The 21,916-nt window shown below is 60.6% G+C and carries 25 protein-coding genes; 21 read left to right on the top strand and 4 right to left on the bottom strand.

What is annotated here, in order from left to right:
• The first annotated feature begins 12 nt into the window (after positions 1-12).
• On the top strand, positions 13-1,647 hold the full coding sequence (locus tag MWN76_RS07000; RefSeq protein ID WP_250460507.1) for a M28 family peptidase: 1,635 nt from the start codon (positions 13-15) through the stop codon (positions 1,645-1,647).
• 36 nt (positions 1,648-1,683) lie between these two features.
• Here MWN76_RS07000 and MWN76_RS06995 read toward each other — a convergent pair whose 3' ends face one another.
• Together MWN76_RS06995 and MWN76_RS06990 are read right to left on the bottom strand one after the other, a co-directional pair.
• Positions 1,684-2,397 (bottom strand): 4'-phosphopantetheinyl transferase family protein, encoded by a 714-nt coding sequence (locus MWN76_RS06995; RefSeq protein ID WP_250460505.1) that lies wholly within the window; start codon positions 2,395-2,397, stop codon positions 1,684-1,686.
• Positions 2,398-2,403: 6 nt separating this feature from the next.
• A complete protein-coding gene (locus MWN76_RS06990; protein ID WP_250460503.1) occupies positions 2,404-2,847 on the bottom strand; it encodes an excinuclease ATPase subunit in 444 nt (147 codons plus the stop codon).
• A 297-nt stretch (positions 2,848-3,144) separates the two neighbouring features.
• Between MWN76_RS06990 and MWN76_RS06985 the strand changes: the two genes are divergently transcribed.
• From MWN76_RS06985 to MWN76_RS06890, 20 genes are all read left to right on the top strand, one after another.
• Complete coding sequence (locus MWN76_RS06985; RefSeq protein WP_345780059.1) at positions 3,145-3,876, top strand: beta-ketoacyl synthase chain length factor; 732 nt, start codon at positions 3,145-3,147, stop codon at positions 3,874-3,876.
• Positions 3,830-4,648: a lysophospholipid acyltransferase family protein gene (locus tag MWN76_RS06980; RefSeq protein WP_250460499.1), complete on the top strand. Its 819-nt coding sequence runs from the start codon at positions 3,830-3,832 to the stop codon at positions 4,646-4,648. Before MWN76_RS06985 ends, MWN76_RS06980 begins: the two co-directional genes overlap by 47 nt.
• Positions 4,645-4,902, top strand: coding sequence for a phosphopantetheine-binding protein (locus MWN76_RS06975; protein WP_250460498.1), 258 nt, complete (start codon positions 4,645-4,647; stop codon positions 4,900-4,902). The genes MWN76_RS06980 and MWN76_RS06975 overlap by 4 nt, the downstream gene beginning before the upstream one ends.
• A gap of 11 nt (positions 4,903-4,913) precedes the next feature.
• Positions 4,914-5,168 carry an acyl carrier protein gene (locus tag MWN76_RS06970; RefSeq protein WP_250460497.1) on the top strand — a complete coding sequence of 85 codons (255 nt, stop codon included), beginning with the start codon at positions 4,914-4,916 and terminating at the stop codon, positions 5,166-5,168.
• A complete protein-coding gene (locus tag MWN76_RS06965) occupies positions 5,165-5,743 on the top strand; it encodes a COG4648 family protein (RefSeq protein ID WP_250460494.1) in 579 nt (192 codons plus the stop codon). The genes MWN76_RS06970 and MWN76_RS06965 overlap by 4 nt, the downstream gene beginning before the upstream one ends.
• The gene (locus MWN76_RS06960) at positions 5,733-7,442 is read left to right on the top strand and encodes an ApeI family dehydratase (RefSeq protein ID WP_250460492.1); all 1,710 of its coding nucleotides are present in this window, start codon (positions 5,733-5,735) and stop codon (positions 7,440-7,442) included. Before MWN76_RS06965 ends, MWN76_RS06960 begins: the two co-directional genes overlap by 11 nt.
• Positions 7,435-8,175 (top strand): glycosyltransferase family 2 protein, encoded by a 741-nt coding sequence (locus MWN76_RS06955; RefSeq protein WP_250460491.1) that lies wholly within the window; start codon positions 7,435-7,437, stop codon positions 8,173-8,175. The genes MWN76_RS06960 and MWN76_RS06955 overlap by 8 nt, the downstream gene beginning before the upstream one ends.
• The gene (locus tag MWN76_RS06950; protein ID WP_250460489.1) at positions 8,172-9,095 is read left to right on the top strand and encodes a lysophospholipid acyltransferase family protein; all 924 of its coding nucleotides are present in this window, start codon (positions 8,172-8,174) and stop codon (positions 9,093-9,095) included. Before MWN76_RS06955 ends, MWN76_RS06950 begins: the two co-directional genes overlap by 4 nt.
• Entirely contained in the window at positions 9,092-10,654 is a 1,563-nt protein-coding gene (locus MWN76_RS06945; RefSeq protein ID WP_250460487.1) for an HAL/PAL/TAL family ammonia-lyase, read from the top strand. The genes MWN76_RS06950 and MWN76_RS06945 overlap by 4 nt, the downstream gene beginning before the upstream one ends.
• A 15-nt stretch (positions 10,655-10,669) precedes the next feature.
• The gene (locus MWN76_RS06940; RefSeq protein ID WP_345780058.1) at positions 10,670-11,101 is read left to right on the top strand and encodes an acyl-CoA thioesterase; all 432 of its coding nucleotides are present in this window, start codon (positions 10,670-10,672) and stop codon (positions 11,099-11,101) included.
• Positions 11,101-11,694 (top strand): LolA family protein, encoded by a 594-nt coding sequence (locus MWN76_RS06935; RefSeq protein WP_250460485.1) that lies wholly within the window; start codon positions 11,101-11,103, stop codon positions 11,692-11,694. The genes MWN76_RS06940 and MWN76_RS06935 overlap by 1 nt, the downstream gene beginning before the upstream one ends.
• A 12-nt stretch (positions 11,695-11,706) precedes the next feature.
• The gene (locus MWN76_RS06930) at positions 11,707-13,983 is read left to right on the top strand and encodes an MMPL family transporter (protein WP_250460483.1); all 2,277 of its coding nucleotides are present in this window, start codon (positions 11,707-11,709) and stop codon (positions 13,981-13,983) included.
• Positions 13,980-15,209 carry an NAD(P)/FAD-dependent oxidoreductase gene (locus tag MWN76_RS06925; protein WP_250460481.1) on the top strand — a complete coding sequence of 410 codons (1,230 nt, stop codon included), beginning with the start codon at positions 13,980-13,982 and terminating at the stop codon, positions 15,207-15,209. The genes MWN76_RS06930 and MWN76_RS06925 overlap by 4 nt, the downstream gene beginning before the upstream one ends.
• A complete protein-coding gene (locus tag MWN76_RS06920; protein WP_250460479.1) occupies positions 15,194-15,739 on the top strand; it encodes a DUF3261 domain-containing protein in 546 nt (181 codons plus the stop codon). Before MWN76_RS06925 ends, MWN76_RS06920 begins: the two co-directional genes overlap by 16 nt.
• Positions 15,740-15,745: 6 nt before the next feature.
• Positions 15,746-16,927, top strand: a complete 1,182-nt coding sequence (locus tag MWN76_RS06915) for a beta-ketoacyl-ACP synthase (RefSeq protein ID WP_250460477.1) — start codon at positions 15,746-15,748, stop codon at positions 16,925-16,927.
• Positions 16,911-17,360, top strand: coding sequence for a hotdog family protein (locus MWN76_RS06910; RefSeq protein ID WP_250460476.1), 450 nt, complete (start codon positions 16,911-16,913; stop codon positions 17,358-17,360). The genes MWN76_RS06915 and MWN76_RS06910 overlap by 17 nt, the downstream gene beginning before the upstream one ends.
• Positions 17,361-18,092, top strand: coding sequence for a 3-oxoacyl-ACP reductase FabG (gene fabG, locus MWN76_RS06905; protein ID WP_250460475.1), 732 nt, complete (start codon positions 17,361-17,363; stop codon positions 18,090-18,092). It abuts the gene before it with no gap.
• Positions 18,089-19,315, top strand: coding sequence for a beta-ketoacyl-ACP synthase (locus MWN76_RS06900; RefSeq protein ID WP_250460474.1), 1,227 nt, complete (start codon positions 18,089-18,091; stop codon positions 19,313-19,315). The genes fabG and MWN76_RS06900 overlap by 4 nt, the downstream gene beginning before the upstream one ends.
• Positions 19,316-19,369: 54 nt before the next feature.
• Positions 19,370-19,903, top strand: a complete 534-nt coding sequence (locus MWN76_RS06895; protein WP_250460473.1) for an acyloxyacyl hydrolase — start codon at positions 19,370-19,372, stop codon at positions 19,901-19,903.
• Positions 19,904-19,973: 70 nt separating this feature from the next.
• The gene (locus MWN76_RS06890; RefSeq protein WP_250460472.1) at positions 19,974-20,441 is read left to right on the top strand and encodes an Sbal_3080 family lipoprotein; all 468 of its coding nucleotides are present in this window, start codon (positions 19,974-19,976) and stop codon (positions 20,439-20,441) included.
• Positions 20,442-20,723: 282 nt separating this feature from the next.
• Here the strand turns inward: MWN76_RS06890 and MWN76_RS06885 are convergent, their stop codons facing one another.
• Positions 20,724-21,122: a hypothetical protein gene (locus MWN76_RS06885; RefSeq protein ID WP_250460471.1), complete on the bottom strand. Its 399-nt coding sequence runs from the start codon at positions 21,120-21,122 to the stop codon at positions 20,724-20,726.
• An 87-nt stretch (positions 21,123-21,209) separates the two neighbouring features.
• Positions 21,210-21,815: a DUF2846 domain-containing protein gene (locus MWN76_RS06880; RefSeq protein ID WP_250460469.1), complete on the bottom strand. Its 606-nt coding sequence runs from the start codon at positions 21,813-21,815 to the stop codon at positions 21,210-21,212.
• Positions 21,816-21,916 lie beyond the last annotated feature (101 nt).

Genomic DNA, 21,916 nt, shown 5'->3' with positions numbered 1-21,916 from the left:
ACCGAATTGCCGATGAGAATAAGAACCCTGCTGGGCGCCGTGATGGCGGCTGCCCTGGCCGCCTGTGCGAGCACCGACAGACCGGCGCCGATTCCCGATGCCGATATCGAAAATGTCCGCACCCACGTCAATTACCTGGCCGACGACGCCCTGGCCGGGCGCGAGACCGGCACCCCCGGCTACCGCGCAGCGGCCGATTATGTCGCCGCGCAGTTCCGGGCCATGGGCCTGCAGCCCGCCGGCAGCGACGGCTATATGCAGCCGGTGCCTTTCCGCCGCGCCAGTTGGAACAGCGTCGAGCCGACCCTGATGCTGCAGGGGCGCGACGGCGATATCGCTTTTGAGTTTGGCGAGGACTTTATCGCCTCGCCGCCCACCCTCAGCGAGGACACCGCCACCACCGCCGGCCTGGTGTTCGTCGGTTTCGGTATCGAGGCACCGGATTACGGTGTCGACGACTACGCCGACCTGGACGTGAATGGCAAGATCGTCGTGATACTGAGCGGCCGCCCGCAGAAGATGCCCAGCGAGGTAGGTGCCCACTATGCCTCCACCCGCACCAAACGCGAGACGGCCGCGCGCCACGGCGCCGTCGGCACTATCCTGCTGAACACACCGCAGCGGGAAAAGCGCTGGCCCTTCCGGCGCTCGGTTGAACACCTGCACGATGACAACCTGGACTGGGTGCGGGAAGACGGCATTCCCGGCGGCGCCATTCCCGGCCTGCACCCGGGGGTGATGCTGGATATGGCCGCCGGCCGCCAGTTGTTCATGGGCGCCGAACGCAGTCTGGACACCATCTTCACCGAAGCCGAGAACGGCCTGGTACCGGCAGGTTTTACACTGCCGTATAGCGCCTCGCTGACCAGCGGCGCGGTGCATGAGGAGATCACCAGCCCCAACGTGGTGGCGATGCTGCCGGGGAGCGATCCGGAGCTGAAAGACGAGTACGTAATCTTCTCCGCCCACCTGGACCACATCGGTATCGACGAGCAAGGCGAGGGCGACCGCATCAACAACGGCGCCCAGGACAATGCCGCCGGTATCGCCGTGATGCTGGAAACCGCGCGCCTGTTCCTCGCGTCCGGCGTGCCGCCGCGCCGCTCGCTACTGTTCGTGGCTGTGACCGGGGAAGAGAAAGGCCTGCTGGGTTCCGACTACTTCGCCCACTATCCGACGGTGCCAGCCCAGTCCATCGTCGGCAATATCAATCTGGATATGCCGATGCTGTTGTATCCGTTCAGGGACATCATTGCCTTCGGCGCCGAGCACTCCTCGCTCGGCCAGACCGCCGCGCGCGCCGCCGCCCGCACCGGCCTGAAACTGAGCCCCGACCCGATGCCGGAACAGGTGATCTTCGTGCGCAGTGATCACTACAACTTCGTGCGCCAGGGCATCCCCGCCATCTACCTGATCACCGGCCGCGAGGCGGTGAACCCGGAAATCGACGGCACGGCGATGCAGAACCGGTTCCTGCAGGAACGCTACCACCGCCCCGCCGACGAGGCCGACGAGCAGATCAGCTACCCGGCGGCCAAGCAGTTTACCGAAGTGAACTATGCGATTGCGCGGGAAGTGGCGGATGCGGATGCAAAGCCGGCCTGGAATGCGGGGGACTTCTTCGGCGATCTGTTTGCCGGAGAGTGAGCTTCAGTCGCGAGAGGTTACTTTGCGAGCGGCCCACTAGCACATCTCGGGGGAAATCGCAGCCAACTCGATAGATTGCTGCCCTGAACTGTCGAATGGTCCGGGGCGATAATGGCAGTGTGGAATCAGTACTGTCGAAGATACCAGGCCCATCTGTATCTTGTTGTCCAAGGCTCCGCTCCAGGCGTGAAAGCCGGTAAACTCGGCTGGCCAGTGTGTCCTGTTTTCAACCAGCGGTGCGCGGGCCAAAACCTGGCCGAGGTCGGCCCCGGTGCATTTACTGAGCGCTTCTTTCAGGGTCCAACTGCGGAGAAACGCCTCCAGGCCCTCCTCCGCTGGCTGTAGCTGTAGCCACGCGGCCTCTGCAGCGGAAAAAAACTGCGCGCTGATCGCGCGCCAGTTGCGCCGCGCGCGCAGCCGCTCGCAGTCAACCCCGACGGGGTGTTCGGACAGTACTACAGCAACGCAACTGGCGGTGTGGCTGATGGAAACAAAGCACAGCGGGTGACCGTCGGTCTGCGCTGCGCGTATTGGTGCCGCCGCTGCCAGTTCTATGTCCGTTGGAGCCATGGAGAGGGTCTCCGCGAGGCATTGCCTCAGCAGCAGGCGTCCGGCGAGAAACTGGTCGCGCCGGGCGCCGCTGCGAATGGCGGCGAGGCGTTTGCGCTCTGCAATGCCCAGCCAACTGCGGCTCGTATGGCGCCAGCCGTCCGGCCAGCCCTCGAAATCGGAGCAGGTGAGGTAAAACAAGGGAGTTTATTTCAGGGTGACCACTTCACCCTTGAGCGCCACTCCGGCGATCAGTGCGCCGGCACCGCATTCGAACTCGTTGCTGCTGTCGATTTCGTGCTTCTTGTAGAAGCTGCGGATATTAATCACCGCATTGCCGCCCTCTTTGCGTGCCCGCTCCTGCAAGGCCAGCATTGCCGACAGGAACACCCAGTTGCAGGCTTCGGTATCCGATTTGTTGAACGCATTGGTCTTGCGGTTGGCCGTGAATTCGCCGTGACTCTGCGCGATATCAGCGCTCGCGCTTTTCCCGAACAGGAACTGTATGTCCCCATCCAGCTTTGCGCGGGCATCCGCCGTCGCCATGGCCTGTTCTATTGCAAGTATATGGCGGGTGTCGCGGGCCTCGGCGGCAACCGCCGTCATCAGCAACAGTGCTGCGAACAGACAGGCGGGTACTTTCTTTGGCATTTCGTGACTCCTTGGTAGGGATCTATCCCGGGAATTTCCTTTCGATTCGGCTGCCGCGCTGACGGAAGCTGCCGACGATAATACGCAAGCCGCCACTGCGGCGGAAGCCGACTGCTGGATGGGCGGTTCTCACAATCGTTTCGCTGGCAGAAATTGATCAGTTTGTGTACCATTTCCAGTCTTAACTCGCCGGCCGGCTGGGGGCCCAAAATGGCCGTAGACAGTTAGAGCCATGGGTGGCCGCCGGCGAAGTCTATATATTTTGGGGGGGTATGGGGTCTGTTCCCATAATCATCGGTGTCTATTGATTTTGTTATCTCTGCCTGGCGGGCGTGGGCGCCGGGGCTTGGTGACTCGTCAGACTGGCTGCGCTGGCGCCGCGGTGAAGCTAGCGTAGCGGATGTCGGCCAGCCCGATGTGTCGTTCTTGCCGGCCATGCAACGGCGTCGTCTGAGCCCGCTGGCCAAGGCCGCTTCTGCCACCGCCTACCCCTTGGTCCGGGACCGCGATATCCCCCTGGTGTGCTGTTCCACACACGGTGAGGCGCAGCGGACCTACTCTCTGTTGTGCGATGTGGCAGCGGGGCAGCCATTGTCGCCGACCGCATTCGGTCTTTCGGTACATAACGCCATCGCCGGACAACTATCGATCCTCTGCGGGATACAGTCGCCGACACTGGCGCTGGCAGGTGGCGACTATCCGCTGCAGGCCGGTCTTCTCGAGGCCGCCGGTATGCTGGCGGAAGGTACGCGGGAGCTGGTTTTACTGTTCTGCGAGGAACCGCTGCCGGAAATGTATCTGTCCAGCGCCTGCAGCCCACAGTATATCTGTGCGACGGCACTGTACCTGTCTGCGGCCGATGGGGATGTCGCGGGTTTCCGGGCTTCCATCGAATACAGAGCCGGGGTCCAGTCGCCGTCGGCATTTGACGAGCCCGGCTACCAGTTGCCCCTGATCGCAGCGCTGGTGGACGAAACCGGCCGTGTGCCCGTCGGTCGGAACCGGGAGCTGTGCATCCATGGCGACTGAGAACTCCCCTTCGCGTCGCGATTATTACTGGCTGCGACTGCTGGCGACGGCCGCGGCCTTCAGCCTGTTTGGCCTCGGTGGGTTGGTGCTGCGCTTTGTCCTGTTTCCTCCCCTGAAGCTAATTTATCGCGACCCGGAAGTGCGTAAGCGCAGGGCACGTTTGCTGATCCACCATACCTTCCGCACGTTTATCGGCTTTATGCACGTCACCGGGATCTACACCTACGGCTTCCGCGACGAAGCGCGGTTGCGCCGCCCGGGCCAGCTGGTGCTGGCCAATCATCCGTCGCTGATCGACGTGGTGTTCCTGATTTCCCGTATTCCGAATGCCAATTGCATTGTGAAGGCGAGCCTGTTCCGCAACCCGTTTATGCGCGGCGCGGTGACCACCGCCGACTATATCCCCAACGACGACCCCGAGCGCATCATCGAGCTGGCTGCAAGGTCCCTGCAAAACGGTGAATCGGTGGTGCTATTCCCCGAGGGTACGCGCTCGGTTCCCGGGCGGCCCTTCAGGTTTCAGCGCGGCGCCGCCTATATGGCGCTGCGTGCAGGCGTGAAGCCGACCCTGGTCACCATTCGCTGCAATCCGCCAATGCTGATGAAAAATATTCCCTGGTACAGCATCCCGCTGTCCCGACCGCACTTTCAATTTGATATCGCAAATGCCGATAACCTGTTACAGCTGGGGGGTGTCGAAGAATCTCCGCTGGCGGCCCGGGAAATAACCCACAAATTGAAAGCTTTTTTTACTGAGGAGTGTGTCGCGTGAGCGAGCTGGTAAAAGAACTGAAAGATCTGATTATCGAAGTGTTGAATCTGGAGGATATTACTCCTGAGGAAATCCAGTCTGACGAACCCCTATTTGGCGAGGGCCTCGGTCTGGATTCCATTGATGCGCTGGAGCTGGGTCTGGCCCTGCAGAAAAAATACAATATTTCCATCGACGCCGAGAGCGAGACAACCAAAACCCACTTTGCCAGCGTCGACAACCTGGCCCGCTTTGTGGCCGAAAGTCGCGGTTGAGAGAAGCAATGATGTTAAATAACAGAGAAGAGATCCTGTCGGAGCTGACCGATATACTGGTCGAGATGTTCGAAGTGGATGCGGCGGATGTCACTCAGGATGCACACCTTTCCGATGACCTGGATATCGACAGTATCGATGCGGTAGATCTTATCGTGCGCCTGAAAGAGTTGACTGGCAAAAAAATTGCCCCAGAGGAGTTCAAGAGTGTTCGCACCGTCGGCCATGTTGTCGATGCCATCGAAAAGGTAATGGCTGAGCAGTGAGCAGGTTGGCGCAGTTGATACTGGCCCTGATCGTTGCGCTTTATCCGCTGGCGGTCTATTTCGGTATCCAGTACCTGTCCCTGGAAAGCCTGCTGTGCCTGTTGCTGGCCATTGCTTGCTTGCGCCTGCTTGTCGGTGGAAACAACGGAAAAATCGGTGCGAAGCTGGTGGCTGCCGCGTTGGCGATAGTGGCGGCATTGTCCTGGCTGCGTGGCGACAGTAGTGGATTGCTCTGGTACCCGGTGTTGTGTAATGGGATTCTGCTGACTGTGTTTGCCTACAGCCTGCGCCAGCCACAGACGGTGATAGAGCGCCTGGCGCGCCTGCGTGAACCCGACCTGCCCCCTGAAGGCGTGGCTTACACCCGACGGGTTACTCAAGTCTGGTGCGTTTTTTTTGTGCTCAATGGGAGCCTGGCCGCGGCCACGGTGCTGCACGGTGATATGCGGCTATGGACACTGTACAACGGCCTCGTCTCCTACACCCTGATGGGGCTGCTGTTGGCCGGTGAATGGCTGTTGCGCCGCCGACTACGCGGCCGGATTGCCGCAGGGGCCGAGACTGATGCTGTTTGACGAGGTGTTCGGTTATCGCGAGGGATCCGATCTGGTATGCCATGCGCGTACTGGGCCGGTGAGCTTCGCCAAATTCCGGCGCCGGCTGGCGGCGACCAGTGCCGCGCTGCGCGCGCGCCTGGTCCGCTTGCCATCGGCGCGCGTGGCACTCTACTGCGACGACAGTTATGAGTTTTCGCTATTGCTGTTTGCGGCATTGGCCTGCGGCGCCCAAGTGGTGATTCCGGCCAACAATAAGCGCAGTACGATGGAACACATCGGCGATGTTTCCCTGTGGCTCGGAAACTGGGAAATCTGTAGTCCTGAACGCGACATTCGGGCTCCGGAAGCTTTGCTGCCGGAACATAAAGACAGCGCCGAACTGTGCGAGTTCAGCGGTAGTATTCAATTGTTTACCTCTGGCAGTAGCGGCGAGCCGCAGCGGGTGAACAAAACTTTGACGCAACTGCTCACGGAAATAGAGACGCAGCAGCAGCTCTGGGGCGCTTTGGCGGAGCGGACGACGACACTGGCCACCGTGAGCCACCAGCATATTTACGGCTTGCTGTTCAAGGTGCTGTGGCCGCTCTACAGCGGGCGGCCATTTGTCGGCAAGACCTATAGGGACGTAGCTGCGCTGCTGCGCGATGCGAAACAATTTGCGCCGGCATTGTGGATTGCGAGCCCGGCGCAACTGAGCCGTCGTATCGACAGCTGGCCCTGGTACCTGGGCCACTCGTTACACGGTATTTTCTCATCCGGTGGCCCCCTGGCGCCCGAAGACGCGCGGGCGGTGGAAGAGCTCAGTGGCAAGGCGCCGCTGGAAATTTATGGCAGCACGGAAACCGGTGGTATCGCCTGGCGCCAGCAGATAGAGGACGCGCGTTGGCAACCGCTCGCGCGGGTGCAGGTGTCGGCCGACAGTGACGACCTGTTGCGCGTGAATTCGCCATGGCTACCAGAGGTATTCTCTGGTCAGGATCGGATAAAGGTAGATGTGGACGGTCGCTTCCGGCTGTTGGGCCGTGCTGATCGTATCGTGAAGATCGAAGAAAAGCGGGTTTCGTTATCGCAGGTTGAATCGCTGCTCATGACCAGCGAGTGGATAGTCGACGCGCGGACCCTAACGGTGAAACGTGGGCGCCAGGGCCTGGCGGCGGTAGTGGCGCTGAGCGCGTCCGGCCGCGAAATATTAATGCTGCGGGGCAGGGGGCAACTGGTGCGCGCGCTGCGGGCCCTCCTCGCCCCGGATCTGGACGGCGTGGCACTTCCGCGCCTGTGGCGTTTTGTCGACGCCATACCGAAGAATCAACAGGGCAAGAGCCCGAGAGAATTGCTGATGCAATTGTTTGATGCCACGCCGGTGAGAATGCTGCCGCGGGTAATAAAACGCGAGATGGCGGAACAAAACGTGCGAGTGGAAATACAGATTCCCGCGGACCTGCCATGCCTGCCCGGTCATTTTGAGGACGCACCAGTGGTGCCGGGCGTGGTACAGATCGACTGGGCCATGCACTACGGGCGTGAGCTACTGGGGCTGGGTGGCCGTTTCTCCTCAATGGAGGTAATCAAATTCAAGCAGCTGCTGAGGCCCGGTGAGAATGCAGTACTGGAGCTTGAATTTGATATTGAGAAAAACAAACTGAAATTCCGCTTCCATTGCCCGGACAATGAGGTGGGCGAGTACAGTAGTGGTAAATTGTGTTTCGATCATGGCTAAACCCTGTTTCGTTATCCCGGTCTATAACCACGAGGATGCTATTACTGGCACCGTTGCATCGCTGCGCGAATTTGGCCTGCCCTGCGTGCTGGTAGATGATGGCAGCGACATTTCCTGCCGCACGGAACTGGAACATCTGGCAGGCGAGCAATCGGAGTGGTTGCATCTGGTAGTGCGTGAGCAGAACGGCGGTAAGGGTGCCGCGGTCAAGACCGGGCTGCGCGCCGCGCGTGAGCTGGGGTTCAGCCACGGCATCCAGGTGGATGCGGACGGCCAGCACAACCCGGCGGATATTCCGCAATTCCTACAACACTGCAAGGCGCGGCCGGAGGCGCTTATCTGCGGCTACCCGGTCTACGACGAATCGGTACCCGTGGCGCGGCTTCTGGGCCGTTACCTGACCCATGTATGGGTTTGGATCAATACCCTGTCGTTGGAAATCAGGGATTCCATGTGCGGATTGCGCTGCTACCCGTTGGCTGCGGCAGTGGCCCTGCTCGATGAGGAATTTACCGGCGACCGTATGGATTTTGATCCGGAAGTGCTGGTGCGCTGGCACTGGCGCGGTGAACCGCTGGTGCAGTTGCCGGTACAGGTCCGCTATCCGACGGACGGTGTTTCGCACTTCCGGGGTCTGCAGGACAATATACTGATATCCGCCATGCACACCCGCCTGTTCTTCGGTATGTTGGTACGACAGCTGCGCCGTTTGAAACCGAAGGCGGCGCTATGAACAGTCTTCACTGGTCGCGCTACCGGGAGCAGGGTTTTTTTATCGGCATCCGCTTCCTGTTCTGGCTGCACCACCGCCTGGGGCCCATTGCCTTCAAGATTGCGGTCTACCCGGTGGTGTTCTGCTACTACCTGAAAAACCGCAGCGGTCGCCGTGCCACTCACCAGTACCTGCGTTTTTTTGCCGAGCGCTATCCACGGGAAAAGATAAAAGCCGACTGGATTACCGGTTTCCGCATCTTCCTGAATTTTGCCAACAGCGCGCGGGAAAAACTCGAGGCCTGGTTCGTGGGTATTCCGGCCAGCCAGGTAAATTTCCCCGAGCGCGCCTTCCTGCACCAGCTGGCCAGTAGCGGCCAGGGAGGCGTGCTGATCGGTTCCCATCTGGGCAACCTGGAAGTCTGCCGCGCGCTGGGTAGCCTGACGGATGTGCGAGTCAATGTCCTGGTGCATACCAAGCACGCGAAAAAATTCAATCGCATGATGCAGATGCTCAACCCGAAGAGCCAGGTGCGCCTGATCCAGGTGACCGAGGTGACGCCGACACTGGCGATGCAGTTGTCGGAAGCGGTGGACGATGGCGAGCTGGTCGTGATCGTTGGCGACCGCACCCCGGTCAATTCCCAGGGGCGCACCTGCGAGGCGCAGTTCTTCGGTCGCCCGGCGCCCTTCCCGCAGGGGCCCTATATTCTCGCGGCGTTGCTCAAATGCCCGGTGTACACGCTTTTCTGTCTGCGCAGCGCCGACGGCTACGATATTTATATGGAAAAGCTCTGCGATCGGGTGCAGATGAAACGTGGTGACCGCGAGAGCCATATCCGCGAACTGGTGGCGGACTTCGCCGCGCGACTTGAATATTACTGCCGCCTGGCTCCGCTGCAGTGGTACAACTTCTATCCGTTCTGGAATCAACAAGCATGAATACCGCAGTGTTACAGCGCATACCGGTCGTCTTCGACGGCAGCGAACTGACGATTGCGCAGATCAACGACATTGCTCGCGGTCGCGCCCAGGTGCGCCTGTCCGACGATGAGTCCTTCATCGCGCGCATCCATCGCGGTGTCGAATTTCTCGATCGATTGTGGCAGCAGGAGGGAGTCATTTACGGTGTCACCACCGGCTATGGTGATTCCTGCACGGTCAATATTCCCGGCGAGCTGGTGGAAGATCTGCCGCGCCATCTCTACACCTTCCACGGCTGCGGCCTGGGTGAGGTGTTCAGTATTGAACAGAGCCGCGCCATCGTCGGCGCGCGTCTGGCCAGTCTGGCTCGCGGCAGTTCCGGCGTACGCTACGAGTTGCTGCAGCAATTGACGCGGCTGTTGCAGCAGGATGTGATTCCGGTGATTCCGCAGGAGGGATCGGTGGGTGCCAGCGGCGACCTGACGCCGCTGTCTTATGTGGCCGCCGTGCTCGCCGGCGAGCGTCGGGTCTGGTATCACGGCGAGCAGCGTGACACCGCCGAGGTGTTCGACGAATTGCGCATTGAGCCGCTGAAACTGCGACCCAAAGAGGGGTTGGCGATCATGAACGGCACCGCCGCCATGACAGGCCTCGCCTGCATGGCCTACAGCCGCGCGGAATACCTGAGCCAGCTGAGCGCGCGCATCACCTCCCTGACCAGCGTTGCCCTGCAGGGCAATGCCTATCATTTCGATGCGCACCTGTTCGCGGTCAAGCCGCATCCGGGACAGAATCGAATCGCCCGCTGGATCCACGACGATCTGAATGCGGGCGAGGCGCCGCGCCAGAGCAACCGGCTGCAGGACCGCTATTCCCTGCGCTGCGCCCCGCATGTGATCGGTGTAGTGCAGGACTCGCTGCCGTGGCTGCGCCAGTTTATCGAGAACGAACTGAACAGCGCCAATGACAACCCGATCATCGACGGCGAGCACGAGCAGGTGCTGCACGGGGGCCACTTTTACGGCGGTCATATCGCCTTCGCCATGGACAGCCTGAAAAACGCCGTGGCCAATCTCGCCGACCTGCTCGATCGCCAGATCGCCCAACTGGCGGATGTGAAATTCAATAACGGCCTGCCGGCTAACCTGACCGGTGCCAGCGGCGAGCGCCGCCCGCTCAACCACGGTTTCAAGGCGGTGCAAATTGGGGCCAGCGCCTGGACTGCGGAAGCGCTGAAACAGACGATGCCGGCCAGTGTTTTTTCCCGCTCCACCGAGTGCCACAACCAGGATAAGGTCAGCATGGGCACCATTGCCGCGCGCGACTGCATGCGCGTGCTGCAATTGACTGAACAGGTAGCGGCCGCGGCGCTGATGATGGCCTGGCAGGGCGTGCAGCTTCGCCTGCGCGAGGGCGAACTGCAGGAGGAAAATCTGTCCTCGGCCATTAGCGCCAGCATCAGGCAGATTGCCGATAATTTCGACTTGCTGGAGCAGGATCGGGAACTGGAAGGCGACCTGCGGAATTTTGTGCAATTGATTCAGCAGCGCCACTGGCGTCTGTATCCCGAACAGTAAAAAGTGAGCTGTATCGTGCCGACTAAAAAAGACCTACCGGAAAACTGGGCTGCCGAAATCGAACTGCAAGTCCCGTTTCACGATGTGGATATGATGGCCATCGCCTGGCATGGCCACTACGCCAAGTATTTCGAGATTGCGCGTTGCGCGCTGTTCGACCGGCTCGACTATAACTATTCGCAGATGCGCGATTCCGGTTACGCCTGGCCGGTGATCGACCTGCGCATCCGCTACGCGCAGCCACTGTGTTTCCAGCAATGGGTAGTGGTGCGGGCACAAGTGAGCGAGTACGAAAACCGTTTCAAGATCGATTACCAGGTACGCGACCGCGACACTGGCAAACGCCTGACCCGAGGACACACGGTGCAGGTGGCGGTAGATATGCGCAGCGAGGAAATGCTGTTCGCGTCGCCGCCGGTGCTGCTGCAGAAACTGGGGGTGGCCTGATGGGCGCGCGCTGGCTGATTTTATGGGTGGGGTTCTGCCTGTGTCCGCCGTTATTGGCACTGGAACCGCAGCAGCAGCGGGTGCTGGCGCAGATAGAAGCACGTCTGGAGAAGGCGCCGCAGATGCTGGGTCGCTTTGAGCAGAAAAAGACTCTGCCGCAACTGCCGCGGCCGCTGTTGTCCAGCGGTGTGGTGGCGCTGTCGCGGGACCAGGGAATCAGCTGGCGGGTGCAGAAGCCGATTGCCTCCCACCGGATCCTGAAGGCAGCGGGCACAGGTGACGATGTCCTGGCGCGGCAAATTGCCGTTCCGCTGTTGCAGATTTTTCGCGGCAACTTTTCCGCATTGGACGGCCTCTTTCATGTCTCCGCCGAGAATGGCGACGATCAGTGGCAGGTAAAACTGACCCCGAAAACCGAAGCAGTCGGCAACGTGATCGCCTCCATCGAGGTGCGCGGCGACCGGGATATCAAGCAGATTCGCCTGGCCGAAGCCAACAGCGCGGTGACCGAGATGCAGCTACTGGAACTGCGTGCGGTCGATGAAAGCAACCCGCAATTTGAAGCTGAATTCAGCGCCGAAGCCACCGAATAAAAACAAGCACCCATGGCACCGAAACTTCGTTTTGCAGTCTGGTTCGCCGTCGCCGCCGCTTATGCGCTGGCGGCCGCCGTGCGCTACCAGTCCGGTTGGCTGCAGACCGATATACTGACGCTGGCCGGCGATGCCGAGAGATCGCCGGTAGCCGCCGCGGCGCAGCAAAAATTGAATCGCCAATTGCAGGGCAGTGTGCTGTGGATGCTGGTATCGGCACAGGGCGACGGTGACACGCTGGCAGCGGCGACACAGGCACTGGCGGAAAAACTGCGGGTCTCGGCGGCCATAACCGGCCTGGAATACCGTTGGGCCGATAGCACACGCTTTGAAAATGAATGGACGCTGCTGTTTCCGCTGCGCCAGCAACTGCTGGCAGGCCGCGACCGAAAGCTGCTGGAGGAACAGCCGCAACAGCTGGTGGAGCGTCAGCTGGCCGCGCTCTACGGACCAGAGAGCGCAGGCCTGGACCTACAGCGGGATCCCTTCGCTATTTTTCGCCACTATTTCTCCAGCGGCCCGCAACTGGATGCGCAGCTCTACGGCGAAATTCCGGTGCAGCAAAATGGTGAACAGTTGTTCACGCTGGTGCAGTCCACAGCGGCGCCGGTGGCGCTGGGCGGTCGCATCCGCACACCGCTGTTGCAGCTGCGCAGCGAGTTGCAGAGCTGGGCGCGGGAGCGCAAATTGACCCTGCTGACGGTGGGCGCGCCCCTGCATACCGAGTACGCCGCCGCCGGTGCACAGCGGGAGATCCGCCTGATCGGTGGTCTGTCCATCGCCGCCATCTGCGTTCTGTCACTGCTGGTGTTCCGCTCCCTGCGCCCGCTGATGCTGTCGGTATTCGCCATAGGCTGCGGTATCGGCGGCGGCATTGCGGCTGTGATTGCGCTGTTGGGGCAGATGCATATTCTGGCTTTTGTGTTCGGCACCACTGTCACCGGGCTGGCCATCGACTACGCCTTCCACTTTGTCTGCAATCGCATGCGCCCCGTGCACGGACGGGACAGGGACATACTGCCGGGGCTGCTGCTGGGTCTGGTTTCCAGCTGCCTGGCTTTCTTCGCTCTGGCACTGACACCGTTTCCGCTGCTGCAACAGATGGGGGTCTTCGTCGGCGCGGGCCTGATCGCCGCCTGGCTGACGGTGGTGCTGCTGTTCCCGACGCTGCTGAAACTGCGCCGGCGGCCGCTGGCCCTGGTGGAATGCCTGCCGCGGCTGCGACCCTCGCGCTACTTTATTGCGCTGGCACTGCTACTGGTGTTCGGCGCGACGATGCTGCCGCGCATCGAGTTTGGCGACGATCTGCAGCTTTTCTATACGCCGCCGCAATTTCTCGCCGCGGACGAAGACAGGTTGAATCGACTGTTGCCATCGCGCCCGGAGTCCGCCTATTTTCTGGTGCGCGGCGAAGACTGGCAGCAGCTGCTGGCACGCGAGTGGATACTGGCGCGCGCTCTGCGGGCGAAACGGGACAGTGGTGCGCTGGATGACTTCCAGGCGCTGAGCCAGCGTTTTCCGCCGCAGCGGGTGCAGCGCGCGGATTGGCAGCTGTTGCATGACTTCTACGGCAGTGCGTCGGTGGAAGGTTTTTACACCCGCCTGGGTTACAGCGCGGAAGAGGCGCGGGCACTGCTGGCCGACTTGCGCCGGCCGTTTCGGCAGCTGACCCTGCCGGAGTGGCTCGAGGTCGCCGGCCGGCAGTATTCGGATTTGTGGCTGGGCTGTGATAAAGGGGGCTGCGCATCGATTGTGCGCCTCTATGGCCTGCATCAATCCCCGCTGCTGAACGAATCCATCGACGGCGTCCAGCTGGTGGATCCACCTCGGGCCATTGCCGCTGTCATGTCCCAGCAGCGCGACCTGTTGCTGCGGCTGTTGCCGTTGGTGCTGGTGGTGGTGTCTGTGGTTGTCGCATTGCGCACCGGGGCGCGGCGTGCGCTCGCCATCGTCGGCCTGCCACTGGCAGCGCTGGTGGGGACGCTGGGCATTGTCGTGCTGGGCGGCGCGGCGATCAATCTGTTTCATGTGGCGGCGCTGCTGCTGGTATTCGGCATCGGTGTGGACTACGCGGTATTCAGCCAGCTGAGTGGTCCCGGTGAGCGAAGCCATACGCTGCTGGCGATCGCCATGGCCGGGGTTACCACATTGCTGGGCTTTGGCCTGCTGGCCCTTTCGGCCACGCCGGCCATCGCCGACTTCGGCCTGGCACTGGCGGTGGGCACCATCCTGACCCTGTCGCTGGCAACATTATTTTTTGCGCAAGCAGTTGAAGGTGATAACCGATGAAGGAAGTGGTATCGGATGTGGTGGTGATCGGCGCGGGCCCGGCCGGGGCCGTGGCCAGCGCGCTGCTGGTACAGCGCGGTTGGACAGTCAGTGTGGTGGAGCGGCAGGAATTTCCGCGCTTTTCCATCGGCGAGAGCCTGCTGCCGCAGTGCATGGAGTTTCTGGCAGCGGCCAACATGCTCGACGCAGTGCAGGATGCGGGTTTCCAGTTCAAGAACGGTGCCGCCTTCGAATGGGACGGCGCGCGCACCGCCTTCGATTTTTCCGACAAGTTTTCCCCCGGCCCCGGCACTACTTTTCAGGTGCAGCGCGCGGACTTCGACAAGGTATTGGCGGACGAGGCGGAAAAGCAGGGGGCGAAGATCTACTACCGCCACGGCATCCGCGAAGCGGAAATTGATGCATCCGGTGCGCGGCTGGTGGCGGAATGCGATGGGGAGGAAGTGGTCTTCCGCGGCCGCTTCGCACTGGATGCCAGTGGTTTCGGGCGCGTGCTACCGCGCCTGCTGGATCTGGACCGGCCCTCGCCATTCCCGGCGCGGGAGTCGGTATTCACCCATGTGCAGGACAATATCGACGATGCCGACCTCGACCGCGACAAGATCCTGATTACCGTGCACCCTCGGCTGCGGGATATCTGGTACTGGCTGATCCCGTTTTCCGGCGGCCGCGCCTCCCTGGGGGTCGTGGGTGATCGCGAGAAGATCGCCGCACTGGGGAAGGAGCCGCAACAGATACTGCGCAATGCCGTGGAAGCGGCACCGGAACTGGCCAAGACGCTGCGCAATGCCGAGTTCGATACGCCGGTACAGCGCATATCCGGATACGCCAGCGATGTCAGCGCGCTAACCGGCCCGGGCTTTGCGCTGCTGGGCAATGCCGGCGAGTTTCTCGACCCGGTGTTTTCCTCCGGTGTCACCATCGCGATGAAGTCCGCCGTGCTGGCGGCCGACTGCCTCGACCGCGATCTCTGCGGAGAAAAGGTGGATTGGCACTCCGAATTCGCCAAACCCCTGAAACACGGCGTGGATGTCTTCAAGACCTATGTCACCGCCTGGTACGACGGGCGCTTCCAGGATGTGATTTTCTACCAGACAGAGCAGAAAGAAATCAAACGCATGATCTGCTCCATCCTGGCCGGCTACGCCTGGGACAAAAAGAATCCGTTCGTGGCCGCCGCCGAGCGCCGCCTGAATACGCTGGTGGAAATATGCGCGGCCGGCTGATCGTGACGGCACTGTTGTTGTTACTGACGGCCTGCAGTGGACAGCCGACGGCGCCGCCGCAGCAGCGCCCGCTGGCACCGCTGCTGGACGGCGAGTCGCGGCAGCTGAACCAGCATATCGCCGTGCGCTATCGCGGCGAGCGGCGCGACCTGATCGGCGCTTCGTTGCTGGGGCCGCAGCAGCTGCGCGTCTCCCTGCTGACGCCGGAAGGTGTGAGCCTGCTGGATATCCATTACGATGGCCGCGCCATCTCCACGCAGCAGCATCTGGGCCATTCCAGGCAGATACCGCCGCGGGCACTGCTGGCGGACCTGCAGCTGGTGTACTGGCCGCTGGCGGTGTTACGGCAGAGCCTGCCGGCGCGCTGGCAATTGCGCGAGACCCGCTCCGGAGGCGAGAGGGTTCGCCGGCTGCTGCTTGACGGTGGCCTCTATACCGAAGTCCGCTACAGCGCCGACGACATCTGGCGCGCCGATGTGACGCTGGAGCAGAAAGTGCTCGGCTATGGCCTGAGCATCAGAAACCTGTAGATAGCTATGAGCGATGTATACCTGAATCAAATGGGGCTCATCTGTGCCCTCGGCAACGGTACCGAAGCGGTGGCAGCGGGCCTGTTCGCCGGCGATACGGCACAGATGCGTGTCGGCAGCCCCTGGTTGCCGGACAGCCAGAGCCGTTTCGGCGCCGTCGATTTTCCGCTGCCGGCGCTGCCGAGGAAGCTCGAGATATTCGACTGTCGCAACAACCGGCTGGCACTGGCGGTCCTGCAACAGATCGATACGGTGGTGGCGCGGTTGCGCGAACGGCTGGGGGCGGACCGCATCGGTGTGGTGATGGGTACCTCCACCTCTGGTATCGGCAGCGGCGAGGCGCGGCTCGGGCGCGACGACGCCGGCAGCTACAGCTACCGCCGGCAGCAGCAGATGGCCGGGTTGGCCGGATTCTGCGCCCGCTATCTGCAACTGCAAGGCCCGCAACTGACGGTTTCCACCGCTTGCTCGTCCAGTGCCAACGCCTTCGCCAGCGCGCGCCGACTGCTGTCGCTGGGTGACTGCGACGCGGTGGTGGTCGGTGGCGTGGATACCCTGTGCGGCATGACGGTGGCAGGTTTCCACTCGCTCAGCGCGCTCAGCGCCGGCCACACGCAGCCGTTCAGTGCCAACCGCGACGGCATCAACCTGGGCGAGGCCGGGGCCTTGTTCGTGATGACGCGCGAGCCCGGGCCGGTGCGCCTGTGCGGCGTGGCCGCGAGTTCCGATGCCCACCATATGTCCGCGCCACACCCGGACGGCCGCGGCGCCGAGGCCTGCATGCGCGGCGCCCTGACCGATGCCGGGCTGGATGCGTCGGCGATCGACTACCTGAACCTTCACGGCACCGGCACGCCGCACAATGATGCCATGGAGGCCGCGGCCGTGGCGCGGGTGCTGGGCGATGCGGTCGCCTGTTCGTCCACCAAGCCCGTGACCGGCCACACCCTGGGCGCCGCCGGCGCGCTGGAGGCCGCCTTCTGCTGGCTGGCGCTCACGCGCGGGCAGCTGCCGCCGCACCGCTACGACGGCGACTACGACGGATTAATAGCGCCGCTGCAACTGTGCGGTGAAAACACGATGCAGCGGCCGCTGCGCTATGCCATGAGCAACTCCTTCGCCTTTGGCGGCAGCAACTGCTCGGTGGTTCTGGAAAAGTGGGGAGAAAGTAATGCAGCAAGCGTATAAAGCCGAGGAACTGGTGCCCCATAGTGGCGATATGTCGCTGTTGGACGAAGTTACCACGGTGGGCGAAGAGACGCTGACGGCGAAGCTTCGCGTACGCGACGACGGCATCTTTTCGCGCGACGGTCGCGTGCCGGCCTACGTGGGCATCGAGTATATGGCGCAGGCGGTGGCCGCTTTTTCCGGCTATCACGCCAGGCAGCGGGGCGAGTCTGTGCGCCTGGGATTTCTGCTGGGCACGCGCCAGTTCCACAGCAATATCGACAGTTATCAGTGTGGCGATGAACTGACCATTGAGATAGAACGTCTGTTGCAGGCAGAAAACGGCATGGCCACTTTTGAATGTCGGCTGAACGGAAGGGGCGTACAGCAGAGTGCGCGACTGAACGTCTACCAGCCGGAAAATATCGAAGCATATCTGAAGGAAAAACTCTGAATGTCCGAGTGGGTTCTGGTAACCGGCTCCAGCCGGGGCATCGGTCGCGCCATTGCGTTACAACTGGCGCAGGATGGCTACAATATTGCGCTGCACTGCCGCAGTCGCCGCGAGCAGGCGCAGGCGGTTGCTGACGAGGTCTGCTCGCTGGGACGCGAGAGCCGCATCCTGCAGTTCGATATCCTCGATCGGCGGACCGCGCGTGAAGCATTATTGGCTGATGTGGAAGAGCACGGTTGCTATTACGGCGTAGTTTGCAATGCGGGACTGACAGCCGACAATGCATTCCCGGCGATGCCGGAAGAGGATTGGGACAGGGTGGTGCACACCAACCTGGATGGTTTCTACAATGTCCTGCATCCATTGACCATGCCCATGGTGCGCCGTCGGTCGCCTGGCCGCATCGTCGTCATGACCTCGGTGTCCGGTCTCGCAGGGAACCGCGGCCAGGTCAACTACTCCGCTTCCAAGGCCGGTCTGATTGGTGCCAGCAAAGCGCTGGCGCTGGAGCTGGCCAAGCGCAAGATTACTGTCAATTGCGTGGCGCCCGGCCTGATCGATACCGACATGGCGCATGAGGAGCTGCCGCTGGATAAAATCAAGGAAATGATTCCGGCGCGCCGCCTCGGCAAGCCGGAAGAAGTGGCGGCGGCGGTCTCTTTCCTGATGGACGAGCGCGCGGCTTACATCACCCGACAAGTCATTTCTGTAAACGGTGGGCTCTACGGATGAAGCGTGTTGTTGTCACTGGCATGGCCGGTATTTCGCCCATCGGCCAGGGCTGGCCGGCGGTCAAGCAAGCCCTGCAGGCGCGCCGCTCCGGCATCGCTTACATGGGGGACTGGGACAAATACGAGGGGCTGGAGACACGTCTCGGCGCCCCGGTACGGGATTTCGAAAAGCCGGCGCATTACAATCGCAAGCGCGTGCGTAGTATGGGCCGCGTATCGCTGATGGCCGTGCGCGCCACTGAGCTGGCATTGGAGGAGGCGGGCCTACTGGACGATTCAATCCTCAAGAGCGGCGCAACTGGTGTCGCTTACGGTTCGTCCGCCGGCACACCGGCGGCGATCGGCGACTTCGGGAATATGTTGATCAACCATCGTACCGACGGTCTCAACGCCACCAGCTATATCAAGATGATGGCACACACCACGGCTGTCAATATCGGTGTTTTCTTTGGCCTTTGCGGCCGCGTCTACACCACCAGTTCTGCCTGTACCTCCGGCAGCCAGGGTATCGGTTACGCCTATGAGGCAATCCGCAACGGCAGCCAGACAGTGATGGTGGCCGGCGGTGCCGAGGAGCTCTGCGCAACCGAGGCCGCGGTATTCGATACCCTGTTTGCCACCTCCACCAGAAACCACGCGCCCGGTACCACGCCGCGTCCCTTTGATCGCGGCCGCGATGGCTTGGTAATCGGCGAGGGCGCCGGCACCCTGGTGCTGGAGGAATACGAACATGCCTTGGCGCGGGGGGCGAGAATTCACGCGGAGATCGTCGGCTTCGGCACCAACTCCGACGGTGCCCATGTCACCCAGCCGCAGTCGCCCACAATGCAGATTGCACTGCAGCAGGCGCTCGATCAGGCGGACATCGACGGCGCGGAAGTCGGCTATATCAGTGCTCACGGCACTGCTACCGATCGCGGCGATGTGGCCGAGAGTCACGCCACTCGCGGTGCCTTTGGTCGTGCGGTACCCATCAGCTCCATGAAAAGCTACACCGGTCATACCCTGGGTGCATGTGGCGCGCTGGAGGCCTGGGCCAGTATCCAGATGATGCGCGATGGTTGGTTTCACCCGACCATTAACCTGGAGCAGCTGGATCCGGACTGCGCCGAACTGGACTATATTGACGGCGATGGCCGTGAGATCGATACCGAGTACGTGATGAGCAACAATTTTGCTTTCGGCGGTATCAATACTTCGCTGATTTTCAAGCGCTGTGATTAGGGGACGAAACCCCGGCGCCACCGATCAGGCGGCGGAAAAGTAACAGGGGATGTCATGAAAAGACTAGTCGCTACAGTCGCCGGACTGTTGATATTCCAGCCGGTGGTCGGTGACGAATTGCTGTTCAGCGCCGGCGGGGGCTTCCAGCCGGATTCGCCGCAACGCAATAGCACCTACGGTATCGATTATTCTTTCAAGAAGTTTGAGAAAAGCTATCGGCAGCATATTCACTTGGGGGTGAGTTATACAAAGGTGCAAACCAACGCGGCGGAACACAAATCCTTCCATGCCGTTTCCATTTACCCTCAGTTGAATCTATACCCTCGCCAACGTAGCTGGGGTCAGCCGTACTTCTTTGTGCGGGCACTGGGGCCCAGCTATATCAGTGCTAACCAGCTGGGTGATCGCCGTCAGGACAATCATTTCGCCTTCCAGGCACAGGTGGGCTATGCGGCGCGGATCAACTGGCAATCTAAAGAAGACCTAGTGGTCATGATTTCTTGGAAGCATTTTTCCAATGCCAATCTGTTTGGCGATAACGATGGTATTGATATGCCGTTTGTCGTCAATGTCGGTTTGAATTTTTAAAGATTATTTAATTTTTCGTACTGATATGCTGGAATTGGATCTCCCGTAAAACAATCAGTAAGGAATCAAAATGATCAGGAAAGTCATTGCACTTTTGGGGGTATTCAGCGTTCTCGCGGGATGTTCCATCCAACAGACCGTCGAGCCGGCACGGGTGTCGACGGATAGCGAAATATGCATTATTGAAAATCCGGATGTGCGAGAAGGTTTTCTGAAAGAGTTCAAATCGACTCTGGAAACCATGGGCGTCAACTACAGAGTCCTGCCTAAGGGATCTAGCCATTCTGCCTGTGAGTGGACGGCGACTTACCTGGCGCGCTGGTCATGGGATCTGGCCCTTTACATGTCCTACGCCGAAATCAATGTGTTTCGCAACGGCGCACCCGAGGGCAAGGCGTTGTATGACTCAACTGGCGGCAGTGCCACTATGGGTAAGTTTATCGATGCCGAGACCAAGATCCGCGAGCTGGTAAACCAGCTTCTGCAGTACGAGACAGCATTTCTGCAGCAGAAAGCCTCCAGTGGCACTATCAGTTAATTGTTGTCCTTCACTGTTGACCGAAGCGAAGGTCGTCACTTGGGAGCGCTGTCAGGCGCTCCCAATTTCTTTTCTGCCAATTCTCTTGTATGTGTATCTGCAGTCTTGACCCAGCTTTGATCTGTGGAAAGCACTGGAAAAGCAGCGTTATTGCAAGCTTTTTCAACGCAGAGCTGGACGATTTGGTGAGTGAAGTGTTACCTGACTTTGCGAACTTCCCGTACGGCACACTAGATGCCGACAGGACTGCCGGCCCGTGAATGACGGACCAACACCAACCGATTACAGAGTCAGGTTCTTCTTTATTTCAGCGTCGAGATTGGCAATCCATCGGTTGTAATTTCTATGGATGGTGTTGCGGTGGCTGTTGTAGTCCAGCAACTCGCTATCTTTGTATGTGATGCTGTAGTGCTCTGTGTCGTAGGCGATATTGGCCTCGGCATGGTGCTTGCGTACGTCGATCGAAGCCTCGATCAGGCCTGGGGTCACTTCGCGGCAGGTCCAGCCCTTGTCTAGGCACCCGGCGATGATGCCTTTCTTTACTGTTTCAGTCGTTTGAGCCGATCCATCCAGCCGGCTGGGGACGGTTCTGTTTTCCAGATTCACCAACGGATTACTGGTACAGGCCGCCAGAAGCAGGGCAGTGACAACAATGGCCAGGGAAGAGCGAATACAGTGCATATTTTGATCCAGTAGCTGAAAGTGTGAAGAAAGGCTACTGGATTATATGGAACGCGGGACGGTGTTCAACCGGCCCGCGCGGATTCGTCAGAGTCCGTCAGTGGCCTCCAGAGTCTGGCGGGCGATTTCATCGGCATCCTTGGAGAGCCACTTGGCAATGTAGGAATCCCGCTTGGAATCGATACTGGCGGCATGATTCCTGGCCCATAACAGGGAGGTTTCCGAATTTTCAACCAGTTTGGTGTTGGTCACCCAATCGCCAAACTCGTCAGATGATGTGCTGAAGTCATTATCTGCTTCCTTTTTGATTGGCTGGAAGCTGAAACGCGCCTTCCATGCACCCATACGCGGCGTCACCATTGCATAGTAGGTCTTTCCGCCTTCCAGCTCGGCTTTCATAAAGTCGGCCGCTTCCGATACCACCATGAACAGGTGTTCACCCGGCTCTACTTCCTTTACGATTTTGGTGCCATTCGCCATGATACCGATAAACTCGTTCTGCTCGTCCTTTACCTCGAACAGCGAGGCATTGATCGCCGAGCCGTAGAAGGATGAGCGCATGAATACAATCTGGGCCTTGTCGGGACCGGGGGCTGTAACTGTTTGATCGGCACTGACAACCATCGGGTTGCCGGCACAGGCTGCCAGCCAGATAGAACTGGCGGCCATGAAAAGTTTGATCAGGCGCATCATGGTTTTGTCTCCTGTTTATAGTGAAAGCGCCGATCGAGTTTGACAAATTTAACGCCGCTTCGACAGACGCGATTGATGATTCCACAGCGCTCTGTTCAGTT

Source organism: Microbulbifer litoralis, assembly GCF_023634065.1.
GTDB classification, from domain to species: Bacteria; Pseudomonadota; Gammaproteobacteria; order Pseudomonadales; family Cellvibrionaceae; genus Microbulbifer; species Microbulbifer litoralis.
This window is presented reverse-complemented; position numbering and strand designations above follow the sequence as displayed.

Coding starts and splice junctions, on each gene's coding strand:
- MWN76_RS07000 (WP_250460507.1), top strand. CDS start 13: ATGAGAATAAGAACCCTGCTGGGCGCCGTGATGGCGGCTGCCCTGGCC.
- MWN76_RS06990 (WP_250460503.1), bottom strand. CDS start 2,847: ATGCCAAAGAAAGTACCCGCCTGTCTGTTCGCAGCACTGTTGCTGATG.
- MWN76_RS06970 (WP_250460497.1), top strand. CDS start 4,914: ATGTTAAATAACAGAGAAGAGATCCTGTCGGAGCTGACCGATATACTG.
- MWN76_RS06960 (WP_250460492.1), top strand. CDS start 5,733: ATGCTGTTTGACGAGGTGTTCGGTTATCGCGAGGGATCCGATCTGGTA.
- MWN76_RS06955 (WP_250460491.1), top strand. CDS start 7,435: ATGGCTAAACCCTGTTTCGTTATCCCGGTCTATAACCACGAGGATGCT.
- MWN76_RS06950 (WP_250460489.1), top strand. CDS start 8,172: ATGAACAGTCTTCACTGGTCGCGCTACCGGGAGCAGGGTTTTTTTATC.
- MWN76_RS06945 (WP_250460487.1), top strand. CDS start 9,092: ATGAATACCGCAGTGTTACAGCGCATACCGGTCGTCTTCGACGGCAGC.
- MWN76_RS06935 (WP_250460485.1), top strand. CDS start 11,101: ATGGGCGCGCGCTGGCTGATTTTATGGGTGGGGTTCTGCCTGTGTCCG.
- MWN76_RS06930 (WP_250460483.1), top strand. CDS start 11,707: ATGGCACCGAAACTTCGTTTTGCAGTCTGGTTCGCCGTCGCCGCCGCT.
- MWN76_RS06925 (WP_250460481.1), top strand. CDS start 13,980: ATGAAGGAAGTGGTATCGGATGTGGTGGTGATCGGCGCGGGCCCGGCC.
- MWN76_RS06920 (WP_250460479.1), top strand. CDS start 15,194: ATGCGCGGCCGGCTGATCGTGACGGCACTGTTGTTGTTACTGACGGCC.
- MWN76_RS06915 (WP_250460477.1), top strand. CDS start 15,746: ATGAGCGATGTATACCTGAATCAAATGGGGCTCATCTGTGCCCTCGGC.
- MWN76_RS06910 (WP_250460476.1), top strand. CDS start 16,911: ATGCAGCAAGCGTATAAAGCCGAGGAACTGGTGCCCCATAGTGGCGAT.
- fabG (WP_250460475.1), top strand. CDS start 17,361: ATGTCCGAGTGGGTTCTGGTAACCGGCTCCAGCCGGGGCATCGGTCGC.
- MWN76_RS06900 (WP_250460474.1), top strand. CDS start 18,089: ATGAAGCGTGTTGTTGTCACTGGCATGGCCGGTATTTCGCCCATCGGC.
- MWN76_RS06895 (WP_250460473.1), top strand. CDS start 19,370: ATGAAAAGACTAGTCGCTACAGTCGCCGGACTGTTGATATTCCAGCCG.
- MWN76_RS06890 (WP_250460472.1), top strand. CDS start 19,974: ATGATCAGGAAAGTCATTGCACTTTTGGGGGTATTCAGCGTTCTCGCG.
- MWN76_RS06885 (WP_250460471.1), bottom strand. CDS start 21,122: ATGCACTGTATTCGCTCTTCCCTGGCCATTGTTGTCACTGCCCTGCTT.
- MWN76_RS06880 (WP_250460469.1), bottom strand. CDS start 21,815: ATGATGCGCCTGATCAAACTTTTCATGGCCGCCAGTTCTATCTGGCTG.